The sequence below is a fragment of the Cryptosporangium arvum DSM 44712 genome (assembly GCF_000585375.1).
Lineage (GTDB): Bacteria > Actinomycetota > Actinomycetes > Mycobacteriales > Cryptosporangiaceae > Cryptosporangium > Cryptosporangium arvum.
The window spans coordinates 2,322,738-2,342,260 of the sequence record NZ_KK073874.1 but is presented as its reverse complement, the minus strand read 5'-3'; the positions used below and the strand labels follow the sequence as shown (position 1 = coordinate 2,342,260).

General features: G+C 68.5%; 15 protein-coding genes, 5 tRNA genes and 1 pseudogene. 14 read left to right on the top strand and 7 right to left on the bottom strand.

Annotated elements, in window-relative coordinates; all coding sequences use genetic code 11:
* Nucleotides 1-225: 225 nt before the first annotated feature.
* Nucleotides 226-1,893, top strand: a complete 1,668-nt coding sequence (locus tag CRYAR_RS10905; protein WP_157017580.1) for a molybdopterin-dependent oxidoreductase — start codon at nucleotides 226-228, stop codon at nucleotides 1,891-1,893.
* A 58-nt stretch (nucleotides 1,894-1,951) separates the two neighbouring features.
* Nucleotides 1,952-2,593: a fasciclin domain-containing protein gene (locus tag CRYAR_RS10900; RefSeq protein WP_035850303.1), complete on the top strand. Its 642-nt coding sequence runs from the start codon at nucleotides 1,952-1,954 to the stop codon at nucleotides 2,591-2,593.
* A gap of 216 nt (nucleotides 2,594-2,809) precedes the next feature.
* On the opposite strand, the gene CRYAR_RS10895 is transcribed toward CRYAR_RS10900, so the two are convergent.
* Nucleotides 2,810-4,327: a nickel/cobalt transporter gene (locus CRYAR_RS10895; RefSeq protein ID WP_035850301.1), complete on the bottom strand. Its 1,518-nt coding sequence runs from the start codon at nucleotides 4,325-4,327 to the stop codon at nucleotides 2,810-2,812.
* Entirely contained in the window at nucleotides 4,324-5,640 is a 1,317-nt protein-coding gene (locus CRYAR_RS10890) for a tetratricopeptide repeat protein (RefSeq protein WP_035850300.1), read from the bottom strand. Before CRYAR_RS10890 ends, CRYAR_RS10895 begins: the two co-directional genes overlap by 4 nt.
* A gap of 149 nt (nucleotides 5,641-5,789) precedes the next feature.
* On the opposite strand from CRYAR_RS10890, the gene CRYAR_RS10885 reads away from it, so the two are divergent.
* Nucleotides 5,790-7,187 carry a DUF4331 domain-containing protein gene (locus CRYAR_RS10885; protein WP_035850299.1) on the top strand — a complete coding sequence of 466 codons (1,398 nt, stop codon included), beginning with the start codon at nucleotides 5,790-5,792 and terminating at the stop codon, nucleotides 7,185-7,187.
* Nucleotides 7,188-7,287: 100 nt separating this feature from the next.
* Here CRYAR_RS10885 and CRYAR_RS10880 read toward each other — a convergent pair whose 3' ends face one another.
* Nucleotides 7,288-7,941, bottom strand: coding sequence for a fasciclin domain-containing protein (locus tag CRYAR_RS10880; RefSeq protein ID WP_084701832.1), 654 nt, complete (start codon nucleotides 7,939-7,941; stop codon nucleotides 7,288-7,290).
* Nucleotides 7,942-8,453: 512 nt separating this feature from the next.
* Here CRYAR_RS10880 and CRYAR_RS50640 point away from each other — a divergent pair.
* The 3 genes and pseudogenes from CRYAR_RS50640 to CRYAR_RS10870 form a co-directional block, all read left to right on the top strand.
* Nucleotides 8,454-8,555: pseudogene (locus tag CRYAR_RS50640) on the top strand (RNA polymerase subunit sigma); the annotation flags it as partial.
* Nucleotides 8,552-9,280 (top strand): anti-sigma factor, encoded by a 729-nt coding sequence (locus CRYAR_RS10875; protein ID WP_051570019.1) that lies wholly within the window; start codon nucleotides 8,552-8,554, stop codon nucleotides 9,278-9,280. The pseudogene CRYAR_RS50640 and the gene CRYAR_RS10875, both read left to right, overlap by 4 nt.
* A gap of 136 nt (nucleotides 9,281-9,416) precedes the next feature.
* Complete coding sequence (locus CRYAR_RS10870) at nucleotides 9,417-9,719, top strand: hypothetical protein (protein WP_035850295.1); 303 nt, start codon at nucleotides 9,417-9,419, stop codon at nucleotides 9,717-9,719.
* A gap of 312 nt (nucleotides 9,720-10,031) precedes the next feature.
* Here CRYAR_RS10870 and CRYAR_RS10865 read toward each other — a convergent pair.
* Together CRYAR_RS10865 and CRYAR_RS10860 are read right to left on the bottom strand one after the other, a co-directional pair.
* Nucleotides 10,032-10,103: transfer RNA gene (locus CRYAR_RS10865), tRNA-Val, on the bottom strand.
* 30 nt (nucleotides 10,104-10,133) lie between these two features.
* A complete protein-coding gene (locus tag CRYAR_RS10860; protein ID WP_211247383.1) occupies nucleotides 10,134-10,592 on the bottom strand; it encodes a TIGR02611 family protein in 459 nt (152 codons plus the stop codon).
* 313 nt (nucleotides 10,593-10,905) lie between these two features.
* On the opposite strand from CRYAR_RS10860, the gene CRYAR_RS10855 reads away from it, so the two are divergent.
* The 5 genes from CRYAR_RS10855 to CRYAR_RS10835 all read left to right on the top strand — a co-directional run bounded on the left by CRYAR_RS10855 (nucleotide 10,906) and on the right by CRYAR_RS10835 (nucleotide 13,095).
* A complete protein-coding gene (locus CRYAR_RS10855) occupies nucleotides 10,906-11,355 on the top strand; it encodes an SsgA family sporulation/cell division regulator (RefSeq protein WP_035850293.1) in 450 nt (149 codons plus the stop codon).
* 375 nt (nucleotides 11,356-11,730) lie between these two features.
* Nucleotides 11,731-11,803 (top strand) — tRNA-Gly (locus tag CRYAR_RS10850).
* Nucleotides 11,804-11,860: 57 nt separating this feature from the next.
* Nucleotides 11,861-11,932: transfer RNA gene (locus tag CRYAR_RS10845), tRNA-Cys, on the top strand.
* Nucleotide 11,933: 1 nt separating this feature from the next.
* Nucleotides 11,934-12,008, top strand: a tRNA-Val gene (locus CRYAR_RS10840).
* Between the two features lie 622 nt (nucleotides 12,009-12,630).
* Nucleotides 12,631-13,095, top strand: a complete 465-nt coding sequence (locus CRYAR_RS10835; protein WP_157017578.1) for a hypothetical protein — start codon at nucleotides 12,631-12,633, stop codon at nucleotides 13,093-13,095.
* Nucleotides 13,096-13,107: 12 nt separating this feature from the next.
* On the opposite strand, the gene CRYAR_RS10830 is transcribed toward CRYAR_RS10835, so the two are convergent.
* The gene (locus tag CRYAR_RS10830) at nucleotides 13,108-17,010 is read right to left on the bottom strand and encodes a CHAT domain-containing protein (RefSeq protein ID WP_035850289.1); all 3,903 of its coding nucleotides are present in this window, start codon (nucleotides 17,008-17,010) and stop codon (nucleotides 13,108-13,110) included.
* A gap of 694 nt (nucleotides 17,011-17,704) precedes the next feature.
* On the opposite strand from CRYAR_RS10830, the gene CRYAR_RS10825 reads away from it, so the two are divergent.
* The 3 genes from CRYAR_RS10825 (at nucleotide 17,705) to CRYAR_RS10815 (ending at nucleotide 18,814) form a co-directional block, all read left to right on the top strand.
* The gene (locus tag CRYAR_RS10825; protein ID WP_084700338.1) at nucleotides 17,705-18,079 is read left to right on the top strand and encodes a peptidoglycan-binding domain-containing protein; all 375 of its coding nucleotides are present in this window, start codon (nucleotides 17,705-17,707) and stop codon (nucleotides 18,077-18,079) included.
* Between the two features lie 232 nt (nucleotides 18,080-18,311).
* Nucleotides 18,312-18,387 (top strand) — tRNA-Ile (locus CRYAR_RS10820).
* Nucleotides 18,388-18,604: 217 nt separating this feature from the next.
* Complete coding sequence (locus CRYAR_RS10815) at nucleotides 18,605-18,814, top strand: hypothetical protein (protein ID WP_035850288.1); 210 nt, start codon at nucleotides 18,605-18,607, stop codon at nucleotides 18,812-18,814.
* A gap of 60 nt (nucleotides 18,815-18,874) precedes the next feature.
* Here CRYAR_RS10815 and CRYAR_RS10810 read toward each other — a convergent pair whose 3' ends face one another.
* On the bottom strand, nucleotides 18,875-19,519 hold the full coding sequence (locus tag CRYAR_RS10810) for a response regulator (RefSeq protein WP_035861740.1): 645 nt from the start codon (nucleotides 19,517-19,519) through the stop codon (nucleotides 18,875-18,877).
* Nucleotides 19,520-19,523: the final 4 nt, after the last annotated feature.

Genomic DNA, 19,523 nt, shown 5'->3' with positions numbered 1-19,523 from the left:
CGGATCGGACAACTGCGTACCTGCCCGGAGATGGGGGCGGACACCTGCGCGAACCGGCGCGCGACACGCTGACTCACGTCCGATAAGAAATTTTTATCAAGCTAAATCCCATTTCGTCCTGTTAGATCATTTTCATGAACCGATTCTCTGGGCGTTCTCATCAGGCGACCTAGAAGTGACACCCATCCCGGCGGCGCCGGATTCCGAATACCTCACATGACACGGATGAGAACGCTGGGGTTCGGAGCCCTGACGGGGGTCGCCGCCGCCGGCGCTGCCCTCGGGGTAGCTGAGCCGGTGGCCGCGGCGGTCGGACGCGGTTCGTCGCCCGTCGTCGCGGTCGGTCTGGCGTTCATCGATCTGGTGCCACGGCCGATCAAGGACTTCGGCATCGAGACGTTCGGGCAGAACGACAAGGTCGCGCTGCTCGCCGGGGTGTTCGTCATCCTCGCGGTGTTCGCGGTGGTGTGCGGCGTGGTGTCACTGCGCCACCGGTTGCTGGGTGCGGCCGGCGTCGCTCTGTTCGGCGTGGCGGGAGTCGTCGCGGCGGTCACCCGGCCCGGCGCCGGCCCGGTGGCGTCGCTGCCCGCGCTGGTGGGAGCCGCGATCGGCGTCGGCGTGTTGCTGTTCCTCGCCCCCCGCGCGGCCGCAGTGGTGTCCGCCCAACCGCCCGCCGGATCGCCGAAACCCGAGATCCCGGCCGAACCGACGCCGGACGACGAACGCACGAGCGGCCGCGCCGACGCCATGCGCACCGACGAGGGCGCGAGCGGCGCCGCCGACGCCATGCGCACCAAAACCCCCAACGGCGTGACGGCGACCTCACGGCGGAGGTTTCTGTCGCTCGCAGGTTCGGCGCTGGTGGTCTCGGCCGGGCTCGGTGTGGCCGGACGTTACCTGAGCAGTCTGCGCGACGTTGCCGCTGAGCGGCTCAAGCTGGCCCTGCCGGCCGCCGCCGACCCCGCTCCGCCGTTGCCCGCCGGTGTGGACTTGAAGCTGCCCGACCTCACACCGTTCGTGACGCCGGAGAAGGACTTCTACCGGGTCGACACGGCTCTGGCGGTGCCGCAGTTGTCCACCGACGAGTACCGCCTGAAGATCCACGGCCGGGTGCGCAGCCCGATGACACTCACTTACCAGGACCTTCTCGACCGTGAGCTCGTCGAACGGGTGATCACGCTGTCGTGCGTCTCCAACGAGGTCGGTGGGACGCTGGCCGGCACCGCCCGCTGGCTCGGCGTCCCCCTGAAGGCGCTCCTGGACGAGGTGCAACCCGAGGGCGGGGCGGACCAGATCGTCACCAGATCGGTCGACGGCTGGACGTGCGGAACCCCGACCTCCGTGGTCCGCGACGGTCGCGACGCGTTGATCGTCGTCGGCATGAACGGCAAACCGCTGCCGATCGAACGCGGTTACCCCGTCCGCATGCTCGTCCCCGGTCTCTACGGCTACGTGTCGGCCACCAAGTGGCTGGTCGACATCGAACTCACGTCCTTCTCCGACTTCGACCCCTACTGGGTCAAGCGCGGCTGGAAAGCCCAGGCCCCGATCAAAACCTTCTCCCGGATCGACACCCCACGCCCGCTGGCCAACTCCAAAGCCGGAACGGTCACGGTCGCCGGGGTCGCCTGGGCGCAGCACCGCGGCGTCGAGCGGGTGGAAGTCCGCGTCGACGGCGGCGAGTGGAACGTCGCGACGCTGGCCCCGGTTCCGTCCGCGGACACCTGGCGGCAATGGCGCTGGGACTGGGACGCCACGAAGGTCGCACCCGGCCAGCACACCCTCGCGGTCCGCGCGACCGACCGAACCGGAGCCACCCAACCCGAACAACGCGCCAAACCGTTCCCTGACGGCGCCACCGGCTGGCACTCGGTGGTCGTCACCGTCGAGTGACGACCACCCGATGTCCGTTTTCGCACACCACGGTTGATCCAACGAAAGGACCTTCGTCATGACTCGCGTTCGCACTCGCCTTCTCGGTGTCACTACCGCGGCTCTCCTCGCCCTGTCGATGGCGGCCTGCAGCAGCGACGATTCCTCCGACACCGCCACCACCTCCAGCGACAGCACCAGCGCTACCGCGATGGCCTCTCCGTCCGAATCGGCCATGTCGGCTGACGCGCCCTTCGGCGCCGCCTGCTCCGCGGTTCCCGCCTCCGGCTCCGGGTCCTTCTCCGGCATGGCTCAGGACCCGGTCGCCACCGCGGCCAGCAACAACCCGGTGCTCTCGACACTCGTCACCGCGGTCAAGACCGCGGGGCTCGTCGACACGCTCAACAGCGCCAAGGACGTCACCGTGTTCGCGCCCACCAACGACGCGTTCGCCAAGATCCCGGAAGCCGACCTGAAGAAGGTGCTGGCCGACAAGGCCACGCTGACCAAGATCCTGACCTACCACGTGGTCGGCCAGAAGATCACGCCCGACCAGCTCGGCACCGCCGGGCCCTTCAAGTCGCTCCAGGGCCAGGACGTCACCGCCACCGGCAGCGGCGAAGACTTCACCGTGAACGGCACCGCCAAGGTCGTCTGCGGCAACGTCCAGACCGCCAACGCCACCGTCTACCTCATCGACACGGTGCTGATGCCGAAGTAACCCCATTCCCATTCGACGGTGGTGACCCCTCAGGGTCACCACCGTCGCGTATCCGGGGAGGTCGACGACGACGGCAGCGCGCCCTGGACGGCGAACCCACTCTGCGCGACGCGATCCTCGACCGGGCGCCGGCCCGCTGGTCTCCCGGAGGCTGCGTTCGCGGCACCGTGATCGTTGCCACCGTGAGCCCCTGGACGGAGACCGGTACCCCGCCGTCTAAAAGAGCTGTGGTACCGCCAGAAACGTCATGCCGAGGCCGACGAGCACGATGAGGGTTGCGGTGGCGGTGGGTAGCCGCCGGGTCAGCAGGGTCCCCCGGCGGCCGGTGCCGAACCGGTACAGACGTTCACTCCAGTGGGCCAGTGCGAAGCCGATGCCGGTGAGAGTGGCCGCCAGGCCGATCCCGTAGGCGAGTACCAGCAGCACGCCGTACCAGGCCCGGCCCAGTGCGGCGGCGCCGAGCAGGACCACTACCGCGGACGGGCTCGGCGACAGGCCGCCGGCGAAGCCCATGGCCAGCAGGCTCCGCACGTTCGGCGACTCGCCGGGCCCGGGCAGGTGATGGGTGTGCGGACTCCCGCCGTGGCTGTGCACATGGGACGTGCGCGGGGCATGCGAGTGCGGGGCATGCGAGTGCGGGTGCGCGGCGAGGTGACCTGCCGGCACGAGTTCGTCGGTGTGGTGATCGTGCGTGACTGCGACGACGCGCCTCCGGCGGAGGGCTTGGTGGAGCAAGTGCGCGCCGACAAGCGTGACGAGGATGCCGCTGATCAGCCGAAGCCACCCGTATGTGGCGTCGGGGGCGAGTTGCAGGGAGGTGGCGAACAGGACTCCCAAGGCGAGCACCCCGAGGGTGTGGGTGGCGGCCACCGCGCCGGCCACCGTCAGCGCCTCTCGCGCGCGTCCTCGAGAGCCGACGAGGTACGCCGCCATGATCGTCTTGCCGTGCCCGGGGGCGACGGCGTGCGCTCCGCCGAGCACCAGGGCGATCAGAAAGGCGAGTACGCCGACGCCCAGGGTGAGCTGCGGGTGCCCGATCAGGCTGGTGAACCAGGTGGTGAACCGGTCGACGCCGCGGGCCTGCGTCGCGCCGGTAGGGGCGAGCGAATCGACGGCGGCCGGGCCGCCCGGGCGGACGGCGAGCGTGGCCGAGCGCACGTCGGAGACCGCCCCGGTGGGGTAAGCCGTGAGTCGCTTGCTGACGCTGGCGGCGGGCACGTCGGAGCGGGTGATGGTGTAGCGGTCCCCGAGGGCGGTGATTTCGCGCCAGCCGATCCGGTCGGCGAAGAGCGTCGTGCGGTAGCCGATCGCCGTTGTGGTGGTGATCCTCGCGTCGGCGCGCAGGGTGCAGTGCAGGCGGAGGGTGGTGAGCCCGCCTGCGCCGGCGGGAAAGGTCAACCCGGCGGGCTCTGCGGTAAGGCGCACGTTCCGGCCGCCGACGGTCACTGCCGCGGCCGCGGCCGCGGCTGCACAGGTGTGTTCGGCGTAGGTGTCGTTCTCGGCCGAGGACGCGGTTCCGTCCCGGTCGGTGTCGATGTCGATGGTGCGTGCCTGGTAGGCGGGCAGCTCGGCGAGATCGAGCACGAAGTCGACGTCCACGCCGGTGCTGCTGATCCGCAGCCCGGCGTACTGGTTGGTGGTGAAGTTGCCGAGGGGGTGGGCTTGTGCCGGGGTGCCCGGCATCAGCACGCCCACCAGGGCAATGACCAGGACGGCGAGGATTCGGCCGATCATGCGGGGCCTCCGAGATCGGCGAGGGTGGCGCGGGCGCTGGGGCCGTAACGGAGCGAGAAGTGCGGGTTGATGCTCAGCGCCCGGCTCAGGTCGGCGCGGGCTCCGGCGCGGTCGTGCAGGGCCAGGCGGATCATGGCCCGGTAGTAGTGCGCCTGAGCGTCTCTGGTGCCCAGCCGCAGGCCCCGGTCGGCGTGGTGGAGGGCGGCACGGTCGTCGCCGGCGGCGTGCAGCGCCCAGGCGTACGCGGTCTCGACTTTGATGCCGGGCCGGGCGGCGAGCAGCGCCTTGCCCCGGGTGACTGCCATCCGCGCGTCGCCGTGGTCGGCGGCGAACAGGATCAGGTCGATGTCGGTGGTCGCCGGGGTCGCGGCGGGTAGTCGGGCGCTGAGGCGGATGAGGTCGTCGGTCTGACCGGCCGCGCCCGCCTGACCGGCCGCGTTCAGCGTGTCGGCGAGCGTCATCAGGTGATCCACCGTCGGGAGCGTTGCGGTGGCGGCACGGAGGTCGCTGATCGCCGCGGTCAGGTCGCCGCGGGCGGCGGACACTTTGGCCCGATCGGCGAGCAGGGCAGGCTGCCCGGGCACGCGTGCCAGCCCTTCGGCGAAGTAGGCCGCGGCCGTGTCCGTGTCCCCGGCCCCGAAGGCCAGTTCGCCCAGGTGGGTCAGCGCGAACGTGATCTCGTCGAGCGTGGTGGCGACCTCGCGGGCCCGGGTCATCAGCTCGACCGCCCGGCGTTGGTCGCCGCGCAGCTCGAACAGGTAGGAGGCGCGAGCGAACGACCCGGTGTCCGGGCGGAGGTCGAGCATCCGCTGGACCGCCGCGGTGGCCTCGGGGTAGCGGCCGAGCTCGATGTTCGCGTCGGTGAGCACCCCGTACGCGTCGGCGGAGTAGCTGTCGGCGGCGACTGCCAGTCGCGCGTAGCGCAGCGCCGCGCGGAAGTCGTGCCGGGCCGCCGCGAGTGCGCCGAGCCCGGTCAGCGCGGCCGCGTTGTCCTGCGGGCGCACCTGGCGCGAGCGGCGCAACGCGGTCTCGGCCGCTTGGTAGTGCGCCGGGTCGTAGGTGATACGGCCGAGCTGGATGCGGGCCAGGCCGAGCGCAGCCCACCCCTGCCAGTCGCCGGGCACCGCGGCGAGGTGCGCCTGCACGCGTCCCACATAAGCGTCCAGCTCCTGCGTCGGCGATCTGACGGCGGTGGCCGGTGCGGCGCGCTCAGGGGCAAGCCGGTGCCACGGCCCCAGGGCGACGCCGGCACCGAGCAGAACCACCGCGGTCAACACGGTGACCAGCAGCGGCCGCGTCCACCGTCGTCGCATGACTCCGATCGTGCGCTAGCCGACGATCCAGGTAAAGACGACACGAAGGTTTAAAGCCGTTTATCAACCAAACCCCTCTAAATGGGGCTACGAAGGAGAGGCGATAGCGGCGACGCCGCCGCTATCGTCCATCTGCCTACGGGGGAAGAATGAGATCTGCCCAGTCCGATCCGTACCGAAGGCTGCTCTCCGCCGCCTCGCTCGGCATCTCGGCGATGTGCCTGGCCACGCTCGCACCAGCCCCGAGCACGGCTTCCTCGCACCGGGAGGCACCCCTGATCGCGAGCACTCCCAGCCTGGACAACACCGACCTCTACGCCTTCGTCAGCCCGGACGCATCCGACACCGTGACCGTGGTGGCGAACTGGCAGCCGTTCGAGGAACCGAACGGAGGGCCGAACTTCTACCCGTTCGCCGAGAACACCGCGCACGACATCAACATCGACAACAACGGTGACGCCAAGCCGGACGTCATCTACCGGTGGATGTTCCGAACGACCTACCGGAATCCCAACACGTTCCTCTACAACACCGGCCAGGTCACCTCGCTGGGTGACCCCGACCTGAACATCCGCCAGTTCTACACGTTGCAGCGGATCACTCCCTCAGGCACCAAGTCGATCCTGCGGACCGCGCAGGTCGCACCGTCGTTCACCGGCGAAGCGTCGATGCCGAATTACGGGTGGCTGTCCAACCAGGCGGTCACGTCCGCCGGTGCGGACACCCGCTCGTTCGCGGGCCAGTCCGACGACGCGTTCTTCGCCGACCTCCGGGTCTTCGACCTGCTCTACGGCGGCGACCTCAGCAAGGTGGGGCACGACACGCTCAAGGGCTACAACGTCAACACCATCGCCCTGCAGGTGCCCAAGTCCGACCTGGCCCTCAAGGGCAACGCCACCCGCAACCCGGTCGTCGGCATCTGGACGACCACGTCACGCGTCGGCGCGAGCATGCGCGGCAAGCCAGGGGCGATGCAGCAGGTGTCGCGGCTGGGCATGCCACTGGTGAACGAGGTCGTCATCCCGCTGGGGAAGAAGAACGAGTTCAACGCCACCAAGCCCACTGACGACGGGAAGTTCGCCCCGTACGTCACCAATCCCGAGGTTCCGAAGCTGATCCAGGCCCTCTACAAGATCCCGGCGCCGGCCACACCGCGTACCGACCTGGTCGAGGTGTTCCTGACCGGCGTCTGCGAGGCCTGCGGACCGGTGAAGGCGAATCTCAACTCGCAACAGCTCAACAAGGACGTCGCCAAGAAGTCGTTCGTCCCCAGCGAGCAGCTCCGGTTGAACATGGCCGTGCCGCCGGCCGACAACCCGAACCGGCTCGGCGTGGTCGGCGGCGACCTCGCCGGCTTCCCGAACGGACGCCGGCTCGCCGACGACGTCATCGACGTGACGCTGCAAGCCGCGGAAGGCATTCTGCTACCGAACCCACCCGCGGCGGTCAAGACGCTCGGTGATGGCGTCGACAGCAACAACGTCGGCTTCCGGCACAGCTTCCCCTACGTCGCCCTGCCGAACCAGGCCAGCGTCAACCAGAACTAGACCGGTGCGGGAGGGTCGGATCCACTCCACGGATCCGACCCTGCCGCCCAGGGCTCTCGAGCTCACCGCCCGAACGGGACCACCAGCGTCACCGCCGACGTCACTTCGGCATGAGGACGGTGTCGACCAGGTAGACGGTGGCGTTGGCGGTCTGGACGTTGCCGCAGACGACCTTCGAGTCGCCGTTCACAGTGAAGTCCTCGCCGCTACCGCTGACCGTGACCTCGCCGCCCTGCAGCGACTTGAACGGCCCGGCCGTGCCGAGTTGCTCGGGGGTGACCTTCTGCCCGATCACGTGGTAGGTGAGAATTTTCGTCAACATGTCCTTGTCGGCGAGCACGGCCTTGAGCTGCGCCTCCGGGATCTTCGCGAACGCATCGTTGGTCGGCGCGAACACCGTGACGTCCTTGGCCCCGTTGAGCGTGTCGACGAGCCCGGCGGTCTTCACAGCCGTGACCAACGTCGAAAGCACCGGGTTGTTGCTCGCGGCGGTCGCGACCGGGTCCTGAGCCATCCCGCTGAAGCTGCCGGCGCCGGAGGCCGGCACGGCCGAGCAGGCGGCCCCGAACGGCTGGTCCATGCCCGAGGTGCCGGAAGAGGTCATCTCACTGGCCGACGGCGCAGGAGCAGCCGCGGTGTCGGAGGAATTCGAAGAGTTCGAGGAGTCCGAACCTCCGCACGCAGCCAAGCTGAGCGCGAGAAGCGAGGCAGCGGTTACTCCGAATAGCCGGGTACGGATGTGCGCCACGGCAATCTCCTTCAGTTGTTTCGGGCTATGGGACGGCGACGACGGCTGAGTGCCGGCCGCTCGCGGCCGTCGGGGAACGGTTTCTCCCGGCCTTCGAGCGTGCGACGGCCGACTGGCGTCCGAGTCCCCGCGCCCGACGCGGAGACCCCTAGGTCGGTTCCTGCCTGCAGCGCCGCCGTCGGCAACGTCGGCACCGGAGCACGGAGCCGACACTCGAACACCCGGCGTGACCGAACGTCCGGGTCGCGAAACCCTTGACCGGGCGAAACCAGGGCGATCGCCGCGAGCCTGATCGAGGCGTCGGTGGCGAGTCGCTGAGTCCGTGTCACCTCAGCTCTTCGGAGCCACGCTCCGAGCGGATTGGTCGATCCGGGAAATTCTTTGACGGGTTAGCCGGAATGTCGGCTCCCTGCCTCGATGACCAATCCACCGGCATAACGGCTCCGAACAACGTCTGACCACGCTGTTCAACGCCCGGAGGCACCGTTGACGGACCGACGGAGAAGGCAGACGGCAGCCGCGAGGTGGCCGAACACCTCGGCCTGCCCCGACCCACCGTCAAGACCCGGATGCGCGACGGACTCATCCGACTGCGCGACTGCCTCGGAGTGACCCGATGACCTCAGCCACCAACCACGTCGACCAGCTGCTCGGCGCGTACGCCCTCGACGCTATGGACGACGTCGAACGCGCCGCGGTGGAGCGACATCTGCGCACCTGCCCGACCTGCGCCGCGGAAGCCGCCGAGCTGACCGCGACCACCGCCCGGCTCGGCGCCGCCGCCGTGACCACGCCGCCCCCGCACCTCCGCGCGCGGGTGCTGGGCGCCGCCCAGCGCACGGCGCAACACCACCGAGCAGCACGGAGGCCGGCCCCGCGCCGGAGACGCGGAGCGGCGGCCGCGGCCGCGGCGGTCGTTCTCGTCAGTTCGGTCGGCGGCACCTGGTGGGCGCAGGAAAACCGGATCACGCACGAACGCGCACGGGTGATCGCGGCCGAGCAGGAAAGCGCAGACATACGGGCGGTGCTGACCGCATCCGACGCCGAATTCCGGGTCGCCGCCAATCTGCCGTCCGGGCACCTGGCCGCTGTGTACTCATCGTCCCATCGAGCCGCCGTCGTCACCTTTGCCGACCTCGGTGACGTCCCGGCGGGCAAGACTTATCAGTTCTGGCGTCTGATCGGCCAGAACCCTCGATCGCTCGGCGCTCTCCCGGAAGGCACGCGCCGAGGAAGTCTGATCGTCCACGATCTCAACGGCACTGACCAGATCGCGGTCAGCATCGAGAACGCCGGCGGCGCACCGGTCCCGACCAAGGTCCATGCGGTCCTTCCGCTGACCTGACTCAGGCCGGCGAGTGCGAACCAATCCTTACCCCGAGCAGATCCGAACACCTGGTGTGCCCCGATTCCCACAGCTTCACCCTCGTACAACACCGCTCACCGTCGTCTCCAACCGCGGCCCCGGCCGGCGCGGGCGCGTGACGGCTGCGCTCACCTGGATCCGCACCCGTGCCATCCGGCGCAGACCACTCCTCACCCTGATTCGTTCCTCGGACGACCACCCCGCCGCCGTCGAGAACTCACCACCGCCCGCCCCGCCGTCGAGCCACCGGGAACCACAGCTGCCGGTCGCGCCGGTCCGCGCGATCGGCATCGCCGGCGCCGAAACCCGGATCGCGCCCACCATGCTCGGAATGCGAGAGCTCGCCTGGTCACCGCATCCCGACCGGTCGTTCCGACCCGGCTCCCATCCGACCACCCCCGCCGAGCCGGAGCAGTGATCACCGCGTCTCGGCCGAGGACCACCAATCACGTTGCGACGCCCCGCGCATCGACGCGAGCGGCTTTCGGTCGACGGCGACGTCGCGGTGATCCCGCCTGAGGGCGTCGAACCTACCGGCCGTCGACCGATGAGTTCGTCCTCGGACCGGGATCAAACAGGGTGAGCGAGCCGATCGGCTCGCTCGATGGATCGTGTCCGACAACGCGGTCCGGCCCGTTTCAACCCGCCCCGACCGCCAACGACAAAGGGCTGGCCCTCGACGGACCAGCCCCGACCGGCGGAAAACCGGTTCGCGCACTGACAACTACGGTGGGCGATACTGGGATCGAACCAGTGACCTCTTCGGTGTGAACGAAGCGCTCTCCCCCTGAGCTAATCGCCCTCAGGGACGCTCACACCATACTAGATCCCGTCAGCTGAAGGGGAATCCGGTCCACCCACTCAGCCGAAGCGACACCAACAAACACCCCACCAGCAGCAAAAAGCCTGCAAACCCCACGGCCATCCGCACCACCAGCGGCTGTCGCAGCACCCACCTGGTCCACGCCGCCACCGCGCCTCGCGTGAAGTGCAGCAGCCGCCGCGCCCACGAGTACTCGGTGGAGAGGATCCCCAGACCGGCGATCACCACGAGCCAGCCCGGGCCGGGTGCCGGCACCATGATCAGGCCCAGGATCACCACGACGACGCCGACCACCGTGATCGCTGCCCGGTACGGGAAGCCGAAGACCGGGTGGGAGCGCATCGGGTGGTGCATCCGGTCGCGGAAGAAGACGCCCCACGCGACGAAGCGCAGCGCCAGCGGGTGGGCGCGCAGCCGGTCGACGAGCGTCGGCTCGGCCTCGGGAGGCCGCTCCTGGGTGTCGATCACCGATTTCCCCGTCCGCTCACAGACCCATCGTCTCTCACACTGGCGACCTGGACCAGGCCCCGCGACTCCTTCGGCGGACACGCCGACGTCCTGAGCCCAATACGGGTGGCATGACCAGCGGGTTCACCGGGAAAGACAGTTGATGGACGCCGGCCGAACGATCCTCGACCGTCGCCCGCATCTCTCCGCAACCTCACTCGTTGTGGTTCTTGAGCCACGCAGCGCTGAGTTTGCGTAGTGGTCAGACCGGGAAGAACGGGTATGGGTTCGCGCCCGCGTTCGACGCGTGCGGACGTGCAGAAAGGTGCCACCGATGGGGATCGCACAACCGACTCGGGTACAGGTGGACGTGTCATTGCGTCTAGTTGTTCCGGAGGGGTCCTCCCTGCCAGTCAAGGCGAGTCTCCGGTACGAGCCCGAGGATCCGTACGCGGTCCACGTCATATTCCATGCCGGCAGCACGGAGGCCAGCGGCGAGGTGTCGTGGTCGTTCGCGCGTCAGCTCCTCGCCGACGGCATGAGCGAGCCGACCGGCATCGGCGACGTCCGGGTTTGGCCCTGGCAGGCGGCGAACGGGCCGTCCGTCGCCCTCGCCCTCTCCTCCCCCGACGGTCACGCGCTGTTCGAGGTGCCGCGCCTCGCGCTCGGCGATTTCCTCGGGCGTACGTACCGCCAGGTGCCGGAGGGCGCGGAGAGCGTCCACCTGGACATCGATGGCGCTCTGGCGGCCCTCCTCGGCTCGTACGGCAGCGAACCTCGCTGAACTGATTCCACGTGAGTGCCGCCGCGCCTGAGGCGCGGCGGCACTCACTTTTTGTGATCCCATCGCTGCGCATCGTATGCGGTAGTGACCGTTTTGCGCGCACCTACCCCGCAACCCGGCGTGTTGCAATTCTCCATTGACGCTCTGAGCAGCGCGTTTGTGTGCACGGCGCGCGGCGACTCGGACATCGGCGACAACCCCGCTGTAACCCGCTCTTTACCAGAGCCTTACCCGCCCCTCATGAGGCGGTGGTGGCATCCCGATGACCGTGCGTGGTCGGCGACACGTCCCCCGGGTTTGAACCTTGGCGCGTGACTCGGCTACAGTTCTCCCTGTCAGCAGCGAGCGGGTCGAAAAACCCGGTCGAGCTAACACGCGGACGTGGCTCAGCTGGTAGAGCATCACCTTGCCAAGGTGAGGGTCGCGGGTTCGAATCCCGTCGTCCGCTCGGTAGACGCCCTCGGGCGTAGCGCTGGTGTCGTAGCTTGGCCCCAGCGGTAACTCCGGCGGCGTGGCCGAGTGGCTTAGGCAAGGGCCTGCAAAGCCCTGTACGCGGGTTCGATTCCCGCCGCCGCCTCGGGCGATTAGCTCAGTGGGAGAGCGCTTCCTTGACACGGAAGAGGCCACTGGTTCAATCCCAGTATCGCCCACCACGTTTACCCAGGTCAGAGCCACACAGGCTCTGACCTGGTTGCTTTGTAGGGACTTCGTGTTCGAGATTTGTTAGTGGACCTGGCTGGACGCCTGTGCACCTCCGTGGCAAAGCACGGACTTCGCGCTCGCTGCGACCCACGTCCTTCGCCGACCTAATCGGCAGCCGGCCGACACCATCCAACGGCGCCGTCAGGGCGCGGGGAAGTGCCACAGACTTCTTCGACACTTGGCACACGCGTCACGCCGTGCCGCGGGCCTACCTCGGACGCTAGAGCCGCTTACATCAGTCGGCGGCGTCGATTGCAGCGAACGAGCTTTCTCCTGGCCGATGCGGCATCACTCCGACGGCTCAACTGCTATCCCTCTACCCACACTGGTGGCTTACGGTGTAGCGACGCTGTGCAGGGTTGGGGAGGCAGCATGGGCGACGAACCGAAGACGCACGAGCAGGACGACTGGTCCCCTGCGGAAGGGCCGGCTGCCCAGCAGCCTGTGCCGGATGATCCATGGGCCGGCTTTCCGCTTACGGAGTCGAGTTATCGGGGTTCCGGCACCGACGACACTGAACGGCGCTAGAGCTTGGACCAGGGGAAGCCGGGCTCAGCCCTGTACGCCGAGTTCATGCAGGAGCAGCTGAGTTCTGAAGAAACGCGAAAGCTGTCGCTTGAACAGCGCGGGCTGGCCGTCATCACGTCCAGCGGGGTGTTAGCCACGCTCGCGTTCGGAGCCTTAGCGTTGGCTAAGCGTGGCGACTCGGTTCGACTGCCCGGCGCTGCGGCACCGTTGATCGTCGGCGGCGCTTCCGCCCTGCTACTCGCCGCGGTCCTGGCGTTGGTCACCAACCTTCCGATGCGACACCCTGCTGCTGCTCCGGCCGCGATGCTCCAGATGATGCGTGACCGGTGGTCGGACGACGAATCGCGCGCGCGGGCCCGCGTCACGGCTACTCGAGCAGGCCTGCTCGTCGGGCTTCGCCGGGCCAACCACCGGCGGAGCATGTTTCTCCTCGCTGGTCTGACGAGCGAGGTCGCAGGGGCAGCGGCACTCGCCGGCGCGGTGTGCGTGGTGCTGCTCGGCTTGAAGTAGCCGATGCGCAACTCAGTGACCGTAGTGGGCAATAAGCGCCCAGAGGCTGGGGTTCCCCGCCTGCTTCTCCCGGAGGGCTCGGACAGCGTGATGAAGTGCTCCGGCTGTGTCCTCCGAGCCCTCGTTGACCGTCTGTAGTCGGGTCCACATGTCAGTCGTCACCATCGCCGTGCTCACGTCCCAGACAGACCAGAGGGTGCCCACCACGTGCCGCCATCCGTGGTAGCGAAACGCTGCGGCCAGCGTGATCGCCTCATCTGACAGTCGGAGGCCACCGGTCGCGGTTTTACACGCGGCGAGCACGACGACCTCGCCGGCCTGTGCCGCCGAACGGCGCATCTCGGTCACCGTGAGTCGTCCGTCGTGCAAGACGAGCCCACCTCGCCCCGGCTGTGCCAGGTCTTGAGTCCCATGACAGGTGAAATGCGCCCAACGGTGTCCGTCGAGCAGTGAATTCACTGCCGACCGCGTGGCGGCTGGTCCCTCCAGCACGGTTGTTCGGCCGGGCATCAGCCGGGTCAGGAGGTCACGCTCGACGGCGAAGGTAGGTAGTTCGGATGCTCCCGGAGTCGAGGGCATTCCGACGACGAGCAGCCGCCGGGCGGTCCCATCCGAGTCAGCCAGCACGTTCTCCCGTAGGTCTGGATCCAGTATCCGCAAGGTCGGGGTGTAGGACGAGATGGCGCAGTCGAGCACCGCGTATCCGGCGACGCCGTCTCGGTGACGACCCGCGGCATGGATCGGGAGCAAGCTCAGCGGCCCGGTCGGACACCACCACACCCGGGGCCAGTCTGACCCGTCCACATGCCGACCTAACCCTGCGGCGCTGAGAATCGGCTCGGCGATGGCATCCCACAACCACTCGAGAGATCGGCTGATCGCCGCTTCGAACATCGTGCGGTCTCTCGGCGAGCGTGGGCCGCTCTCGAAACGCTGGATGGCCAGCAGATAGTCGTCGATATGTTCGGTGACCGTCTCCTTGGTCAGGCCGGGTAGCGGAAGGGCTTTCACAGCATCAGGGGTGACCAGAAGCGCGTCGCAACGCCACCGGCTCACGATCGGAATCGCTGCCGTGCCGCCCACGGTTCTTTGGCGCAACTGCTCGGCGGAGGGCGCCCGCAGGAAGCCAGCGAGACCGGGCAGTTCGCGGACTCGGGCAACGAGTTCGTCCCACCGGCGGCTGAGCGCGGCCCTCCGGCCGGCGTCGCCAGCAACCGCCGGGAGCAGTGTGACGAGATCGTCTCCGAGTTCATCCAGGGCGGCTCGAACGTCGGCGAGCTCAGCGGCGAGTTCGGGAGCTACGGCTCGGACCTCGCCGAGGTCGGTTCGGCTGTCGAGTTGATGCGACCAGAGCACTCCGCGTCCGGCTTCGATGATTTCGAGTGCTCTATCCGGATCCCCGGCAGCCACAGCACAGGAAGCGGCGTCGCTGACCATTCCAGCAGCTCGCGTCAGGCTCTCCTCAGCGTCCGTCCGACGAGCGCCCTGCCAAGCGAGCAGAGGAAGCAGGCCGACGGCCTCGCCGTAACCGTCCGCGGCCAACGTCCACGAACCATCTTCGGCGGCCGCCAGACCCCATGCGATGGCGGCTGAAAAGCGGTACTGCGTCGCGGTCGCCCGTAGAGCTGCAGCGGCCCGCCAGGCTTCGTACGCCGCCTCACGGTCCCCGGCTTCGCGCCGAGTGTGCAGCGCGTTGCCCAAGTTGAGGAGCGCGATCCCACGGTCGGGATGGTCAGGCGGACCCACATCGGCGGCCTGTCGTGCGGCCTGTACCGCGTGGTCAACGTCGCGCTCGTCTCCGAACTCGCGGTATCGAGTGAGGAGTGCGCTCGCGAGGTTGGCCCCGAGCGCGATCGTGCCGAGCCCGCCTGGGACGAACGTGTCCAGACACCGACGCCCCAGAGCGATCGCTTCATCGATGTCGCGCCGATCCTCGGTGTGGTCGAAGCGCGCGCGCAGCGCCGCCGCGAGGTTCGACCAGTACCGGATGCGGTCGGGACGTCGGGAACCCACCGAATCGGCCGCCTGCCGACACGCTGCTAGTGCGTCCTCAAGATCGCCGAAATTGTCTGTTCGGCGGAACTGGTGCTGCAGCGCCGCGCCCAGAGTGGCCCAGTGCTTAGCGTGTTCCACGTGCCCGTCCGCCGTAGCGGCAACCGCCTCTCGTGCAACCCGGACCGCCTCGTCGAGGTCCGCTCGGGCGCCGGTGCCGATCGCGCGGAGCAGCAGCCCACTGGCCCAGTTGTTCAGATACGTTCCCCGGGCCGGATTCCCCGGCACGCACGCGCGGGAAGCCAGCTCCGCGAGTTCGATGGTTCTATCCAGGTCGTCGAGTGATCCGCTGGACATGAACCGTGACAGGAGGATCGTTGCGAGATTGGACCGGCGACGTGCCCCCTCAGCGCCACCGCCGACGTCCTCCAAGACGGAGAGACGGCCCAGCCGCACCGCCTCGTCGAGATCGCTGGCGAGACCGGTCTGCTCGTGACTCGCTTGCCACGCGATGGCGAGTTCCGACAGGTAATCGGCCCGGTGAGGACTGTCAGGCGGGCAGGCGTCGAGTGCTTCTCGGGCTGCCTCGAGCGCTGCTGCCAGGTCATCGCCGGCGCCGCTCTGGTCGTATCGGCTCAACAGCGAAGCGGCCAGCGTGGACAGCCGGGGAGCACGATTGACGCTGGCGAAGGGGGTGATGGTAACTGCTGCTCGACCGCACTCCACCGCCGTGTCGAGGTCATCGGAGAGCCCGCGAACCTCGAACCGGCGAAGCAGTACTCGGGCCAGGCAGCTCAGGCTCGCGCCGCGACGAGCATCGTCCGACGCGGATGCATCAACGGCCTCCCCGGCAATACGCACGGCTTCGTCGAGATCTTCGGAACGGCCGCAGCGCTCGAACCGCGTGCGCAGAGCGTCGACGCGGCTCGTGAGCACGCCGGCGAGGTCCGGATCGTCGCTGCCCATCGCGCGAGCAGCTTCGCGCAGCAGGCGCAACCCTTCGTCCAGATCCACGAGGTCGTTGCTGATGTCGAAACGGTCGGCCAGCGTCTGCCCGAGGACCGCCCACGACGACGAACTCGGCGCACCGCTCACAGCATCACGGGCAACGCGTACCGCCCGGTCAATGTCGTCCCTCAAACCGAGGAGGCGGAAGCGCGTGCTCAGCAACTGCGCGAGCACCAGACGATGGCGATCGCCGGACGAGCCGTCGACCGCTTGGTCCTGAGCGCCGATCGCCTCGTCCAAGTCGGCGCGGTCCTCGGCGATCGTGAACCGTCCGAGAAGCGCCAAGGCGAGATTGGCGTGCAAAGCAGCACGGTCAGGATGATCGTCGGACGCGCGGTTCGCGGCATCGCGGCTGACCCGGATCGCCTCGTCCAAGTCGGCAGTAGAGCCGCTCTGCTCAAAACGTGTGCGTAGGGCTACGCCATAGTTGGACATCACCGCGGGATAACCGGGCGAGTCGCTGGTCAATTCGGGAGTTCCGCGCGCGAGCAGATCGATGACCTCGTCAAGACTTGAGCCTCCCGCATCGATGGCGTTCGGCAAGCGCCTCAGCGCGCGGTCCAGCAACGCCAGTTGCGGTCGACTGTTGATGACGCGCCCCACTCCCCGGAATTCGTCCGGCACGAAGTCGGGCAGCAGCGGCGCCAGCTCGGCAAACAGATCACGCGCGATGCCCCAGTCCGGATCTCCTTCGCCGTCTGGTAACGCGAGGGAGCGCTGCCAGTGGAACCACGCGACTACTGCAACGACGACGAGTTCGAAGTCCCCGGCTTCTGCCCTACGCGCCAGGATCATTTCAGCGGCCGCTGCGGCTTCTGGGGCCAAGAGCGGCTGCGCCTCGCCGTCGTTCCGGTAACCGTTGGTGCGCACAGCGAGTTCGTCGCAGACCGCTCTGAAATCGATGTCGTCCGCCATCGCCCACCCCTGGAACGTGGAGAAGCCCCCGCAGCGAGCCTACGGAGAAGGCGGAACAGTGACTAGAGCTCCGCGAGCAACATCGCTCGCCGATCGAGCCCCTGGTGGCGGCGCGAAATCGCCGCTGCGTTACCCGCAGACGCCAGAAGCTGTACCGAGATCCGACCCCCTTGCACAGCTTTAGCCGGCCGAGTCGGGCTTCGCAGCGGGGGCATCGCAGGGCTCCAGGCGGAACCGCATCACTGGTCCGTAGGAGTGTCGCCGGAAGCGGCGTCCGGCCGGTGAGTGTGCACCAGCGTCCGAACGAGCCGAGGTCGTTCGCTAAGCGGCCGTCGTGTTCTTCGGGACCGAGCGGACGATGCGGCACGCGGTCTCCGCCGGGATCGAGTCATCGACAGAGCGTGCCGCTAACTGACGATCGATCGTTGTGCGGCCCGCGTGACGCATGCCCGGAACGGGGTGATCCCGTGCCTACTCTCTGGGCCGCCCCGCTCGCCGACGTCCCTCCGGTGCCCCTCGTACCACAGTGGCTTTACCGCCGGGCGGTCGTCGGGACCTCCATCGGCCCTGGTGCCCGAGCGACAGAGGTCTAGATCTCTCCAGACCCTGCGGGGGTGCACTGACACTGTCCGCAGAGGAGTCCGTTTGATGGCGGTGCACGGTCGCTGACCATCCGCCTCTCACGGAGACACGCATGACAGTGAAACGAAAGATCGTCGGACGAACTCTAGCTTTGCTCATCGCCACTGTCGCCGCCTTGGCCACGGGCGGTGTCGTCGCCACTCCGGCCAGTGCGGGGAACATCACCGGCAGGTGTACCTACACCAGCAGTGAACCGGTCCTCCGGAGCGGCAGTTCCGGTACCGCGGTCCGGCAGGTGCAGTGCGAACTCAACTATGCGATGACAGGCGTCGCAGACATCGCCGTGGACGGCAGCTTCGGCCCTATCACCGATAACTACGTCCGCCGCTTCCAAAGCTGCATCGGGCTTCCCGTCGACGGCATTGTCGGGCCGAACACGTGGAAACAGCTGAACCACTGGGCCGCGAGCGTCGGCTTCCCCTGCTGACCCTGCGGGATGGCGGCTCGGAGGCCGGTCGGGTGGTCCTGGGGACACGGCCGGCCAGGGCCTCAAGACTTCAGCTCGCCGAGCGACGCGCCCAACCGATTTTCCACAGGGTGGCCACCGGTTCGCCGGTCCAGGAGTGAGCACGAGGGCTGTGCTCGGGTAAGCGCCACCCGCCCACGAGAAGCACCACCCCGCCGGCCGAGCCCAAGCAGCCCGGCCGAGCGGGTCCCATAGCGGAGTAGCGCAGTTCGGTTAGCGCCGGGCCCATAACCCATAAGCCGCGGGTTCGAATCCCGCCTCCGCCACCACACCCGCGCGGCGCGTCGCCGACTGCTCCCGCCTGGCCGGGCACATCATGACCGGCATGCCCGACGCCGCGACTACTGACATGACGTTTGCGCATTGGCTTGCGACAGCCGCTCGAAACCTTGCTATCAGTTGATATCGTGCCAAGTGTGGATTAAGCATCCGCCGTGGTGGACCGACACATCGTCAGCCCTCCACCCGTCTCCCGGGAGAGATGCCATGACGAGCCACGACGCGCCCGCGGGCGCAGCCGGTCCCGGGATCTGGGGAAACCTCGGGATCTGGATCGCTTTCGGCGCGCTCTTCGGCGTAGTCGTCGGGGGCTTTTTTGACAATGTCGGTCTCGGCGTCGCGCTAGGTCCGAGTCTGGGTGTGGCCGCCTGGGCCGTCTTCATCGGACCGCGATTGAAGGCCCGCCGCGACTCCTGAGCGGCGGTCGCCGACCCGGCCGGCGTGTCGGGAACACGCCGCTGTCTCGACCCGCGCGGCCTACCCCGCCGGTGTGATCAGCCCCGACTCGTAGGCCACGATGACGGCCTGTGTGCGGTCGCGGGCACCCAGCTTCCCCAGCACGTTGCCCACGTGGGTCTTCACCGTCTCCACGCTCAGCACCAGGTCGCCGGCGATCTCCGCGTTGGAACGCCCGGCCGCCATCCGGCGCAGCACGTCCAGCTCACGCGCGGTCAGCCGAGCGTCCGCGAGCAGGGCCGCACCGACGCCGTACGCGCCGGCGAGCCGCCGGATCGCGGCCGGGAACAGCAGCGAGTCGCCTCGGGCGACGACCCGGACCGCGTCGACCAGCTGCGCCGGGCGGGCGCGTTTGAGGACGAACCCGCTGGCACCGGCCCGCAGCGCCGCGTACACGTAGTCGTCGTTCTCGAACGTCGTGATCACCAGCACCCGGGGCGGGGAGTCGCCGGAGGCCATCAGCTGCCGGGTGGCCTGGATCCCGTCGACCGCGGGCATCCGCACGTCCATCAGCACGACGTCCGGCCGGAGCCGGGCGACGAGCGGTGGTACCTCGGCCCCGTCGGCGGCCTCGCCGACCACCCGCAGGTCGGGCTGGGCGTCGAGGACCGCCCGGAGCCCCATCCGGACCAGTTCCTCGTCGTCGACGAGCAGCACCGTCGTCACGTCG

What these genes read in the sequence shown, in the direction of transcription:
- CRYAR_RS10835 (WP_157017578.1), top strand. Translation starts at nt 12,631, where the DNA reads ATGCAGGAGCAGCTGAGTTCTGAAGAAACGCGAAAGCTGTCGCTTGAA.
- CRYAR_RS10905 (WP_157017580.1), top strand. Translation starts at nt 226, where the DNA reads ATGAGAACGCTGGGGTTCGGAGCCCTGACGGGGGTCGCCGCCGCCGGC.
- CRYAR_RS10875 (WP_051570019.1), top strand. Translation starts at nt 8,552, where the DNA reads ATGACCTCAGCCACCAACCACGTCGACCAGCTGCTCGGCGCGTACGCC.
- CRYAR_RS10890 (WP_035850300.1), bottom strand. Translation starts at nt 5,640, where the DNA reads ATGCGACGACGGTGGACGCGGCCGCTGCTGGTCACCGTGTTGACCGCG.
- CRYAR_RS10830 (WP_035850289.1), bottom strand. Translation starts at nt 17,010, where the DNA reads ATGGCGGACGACATCGATTTCAGAGCGGTCTGCGACGAACTCGCTGTG.
- CRYAR_RS10900 (WP_035850303.1), top strand. Translation starts at nt 1,952, where the DNA reads ATGACTCGCGTTCGCACTCGCCTTCTCGGTGTCACTACCGCGGCTCTC.
- CRYAR_RS10885 (WP_035850299.1), top strand. Translation starts at nt 5,790, where the DNA reads ATGAGATCTGCCCAGTCCGATCCGTACCGAAGGCTGCTCTCCGCCGCC.
- CRYAR_RS10855 (WP_035850293.1), top strand. Translation starts at nt 10,906, where the DNA reads ATGGGGATCGCACAACCGACTCGGGTACAGGTGGACGTGTCATTGCGT.
- CRYAR_RS10825 (WP_084700338.1), top strand. Translation starts at nt 17,705, where the DNA reads ATGACAGTGAAACGAAAGATCGTCGGACGAACTCTAGCTTTGCTCATC.
- CRYAR_RS10895 (WP_035850301.1), bottom strand. Translation starts at nt 4,327, where the DNA reads ATGATCGGCCGAATCCTCGCCGTCCTGGTCATTGCCCTGGTGGGCGTG.
- CRYAR_RS10815 (WP_035850288.1), top strand. Translation starts at nt 18,605, where the DNA reads ATGACGAGCCACGACGCGCCCGCGGGCGCAGCCGGTCCCGGGATCTGG.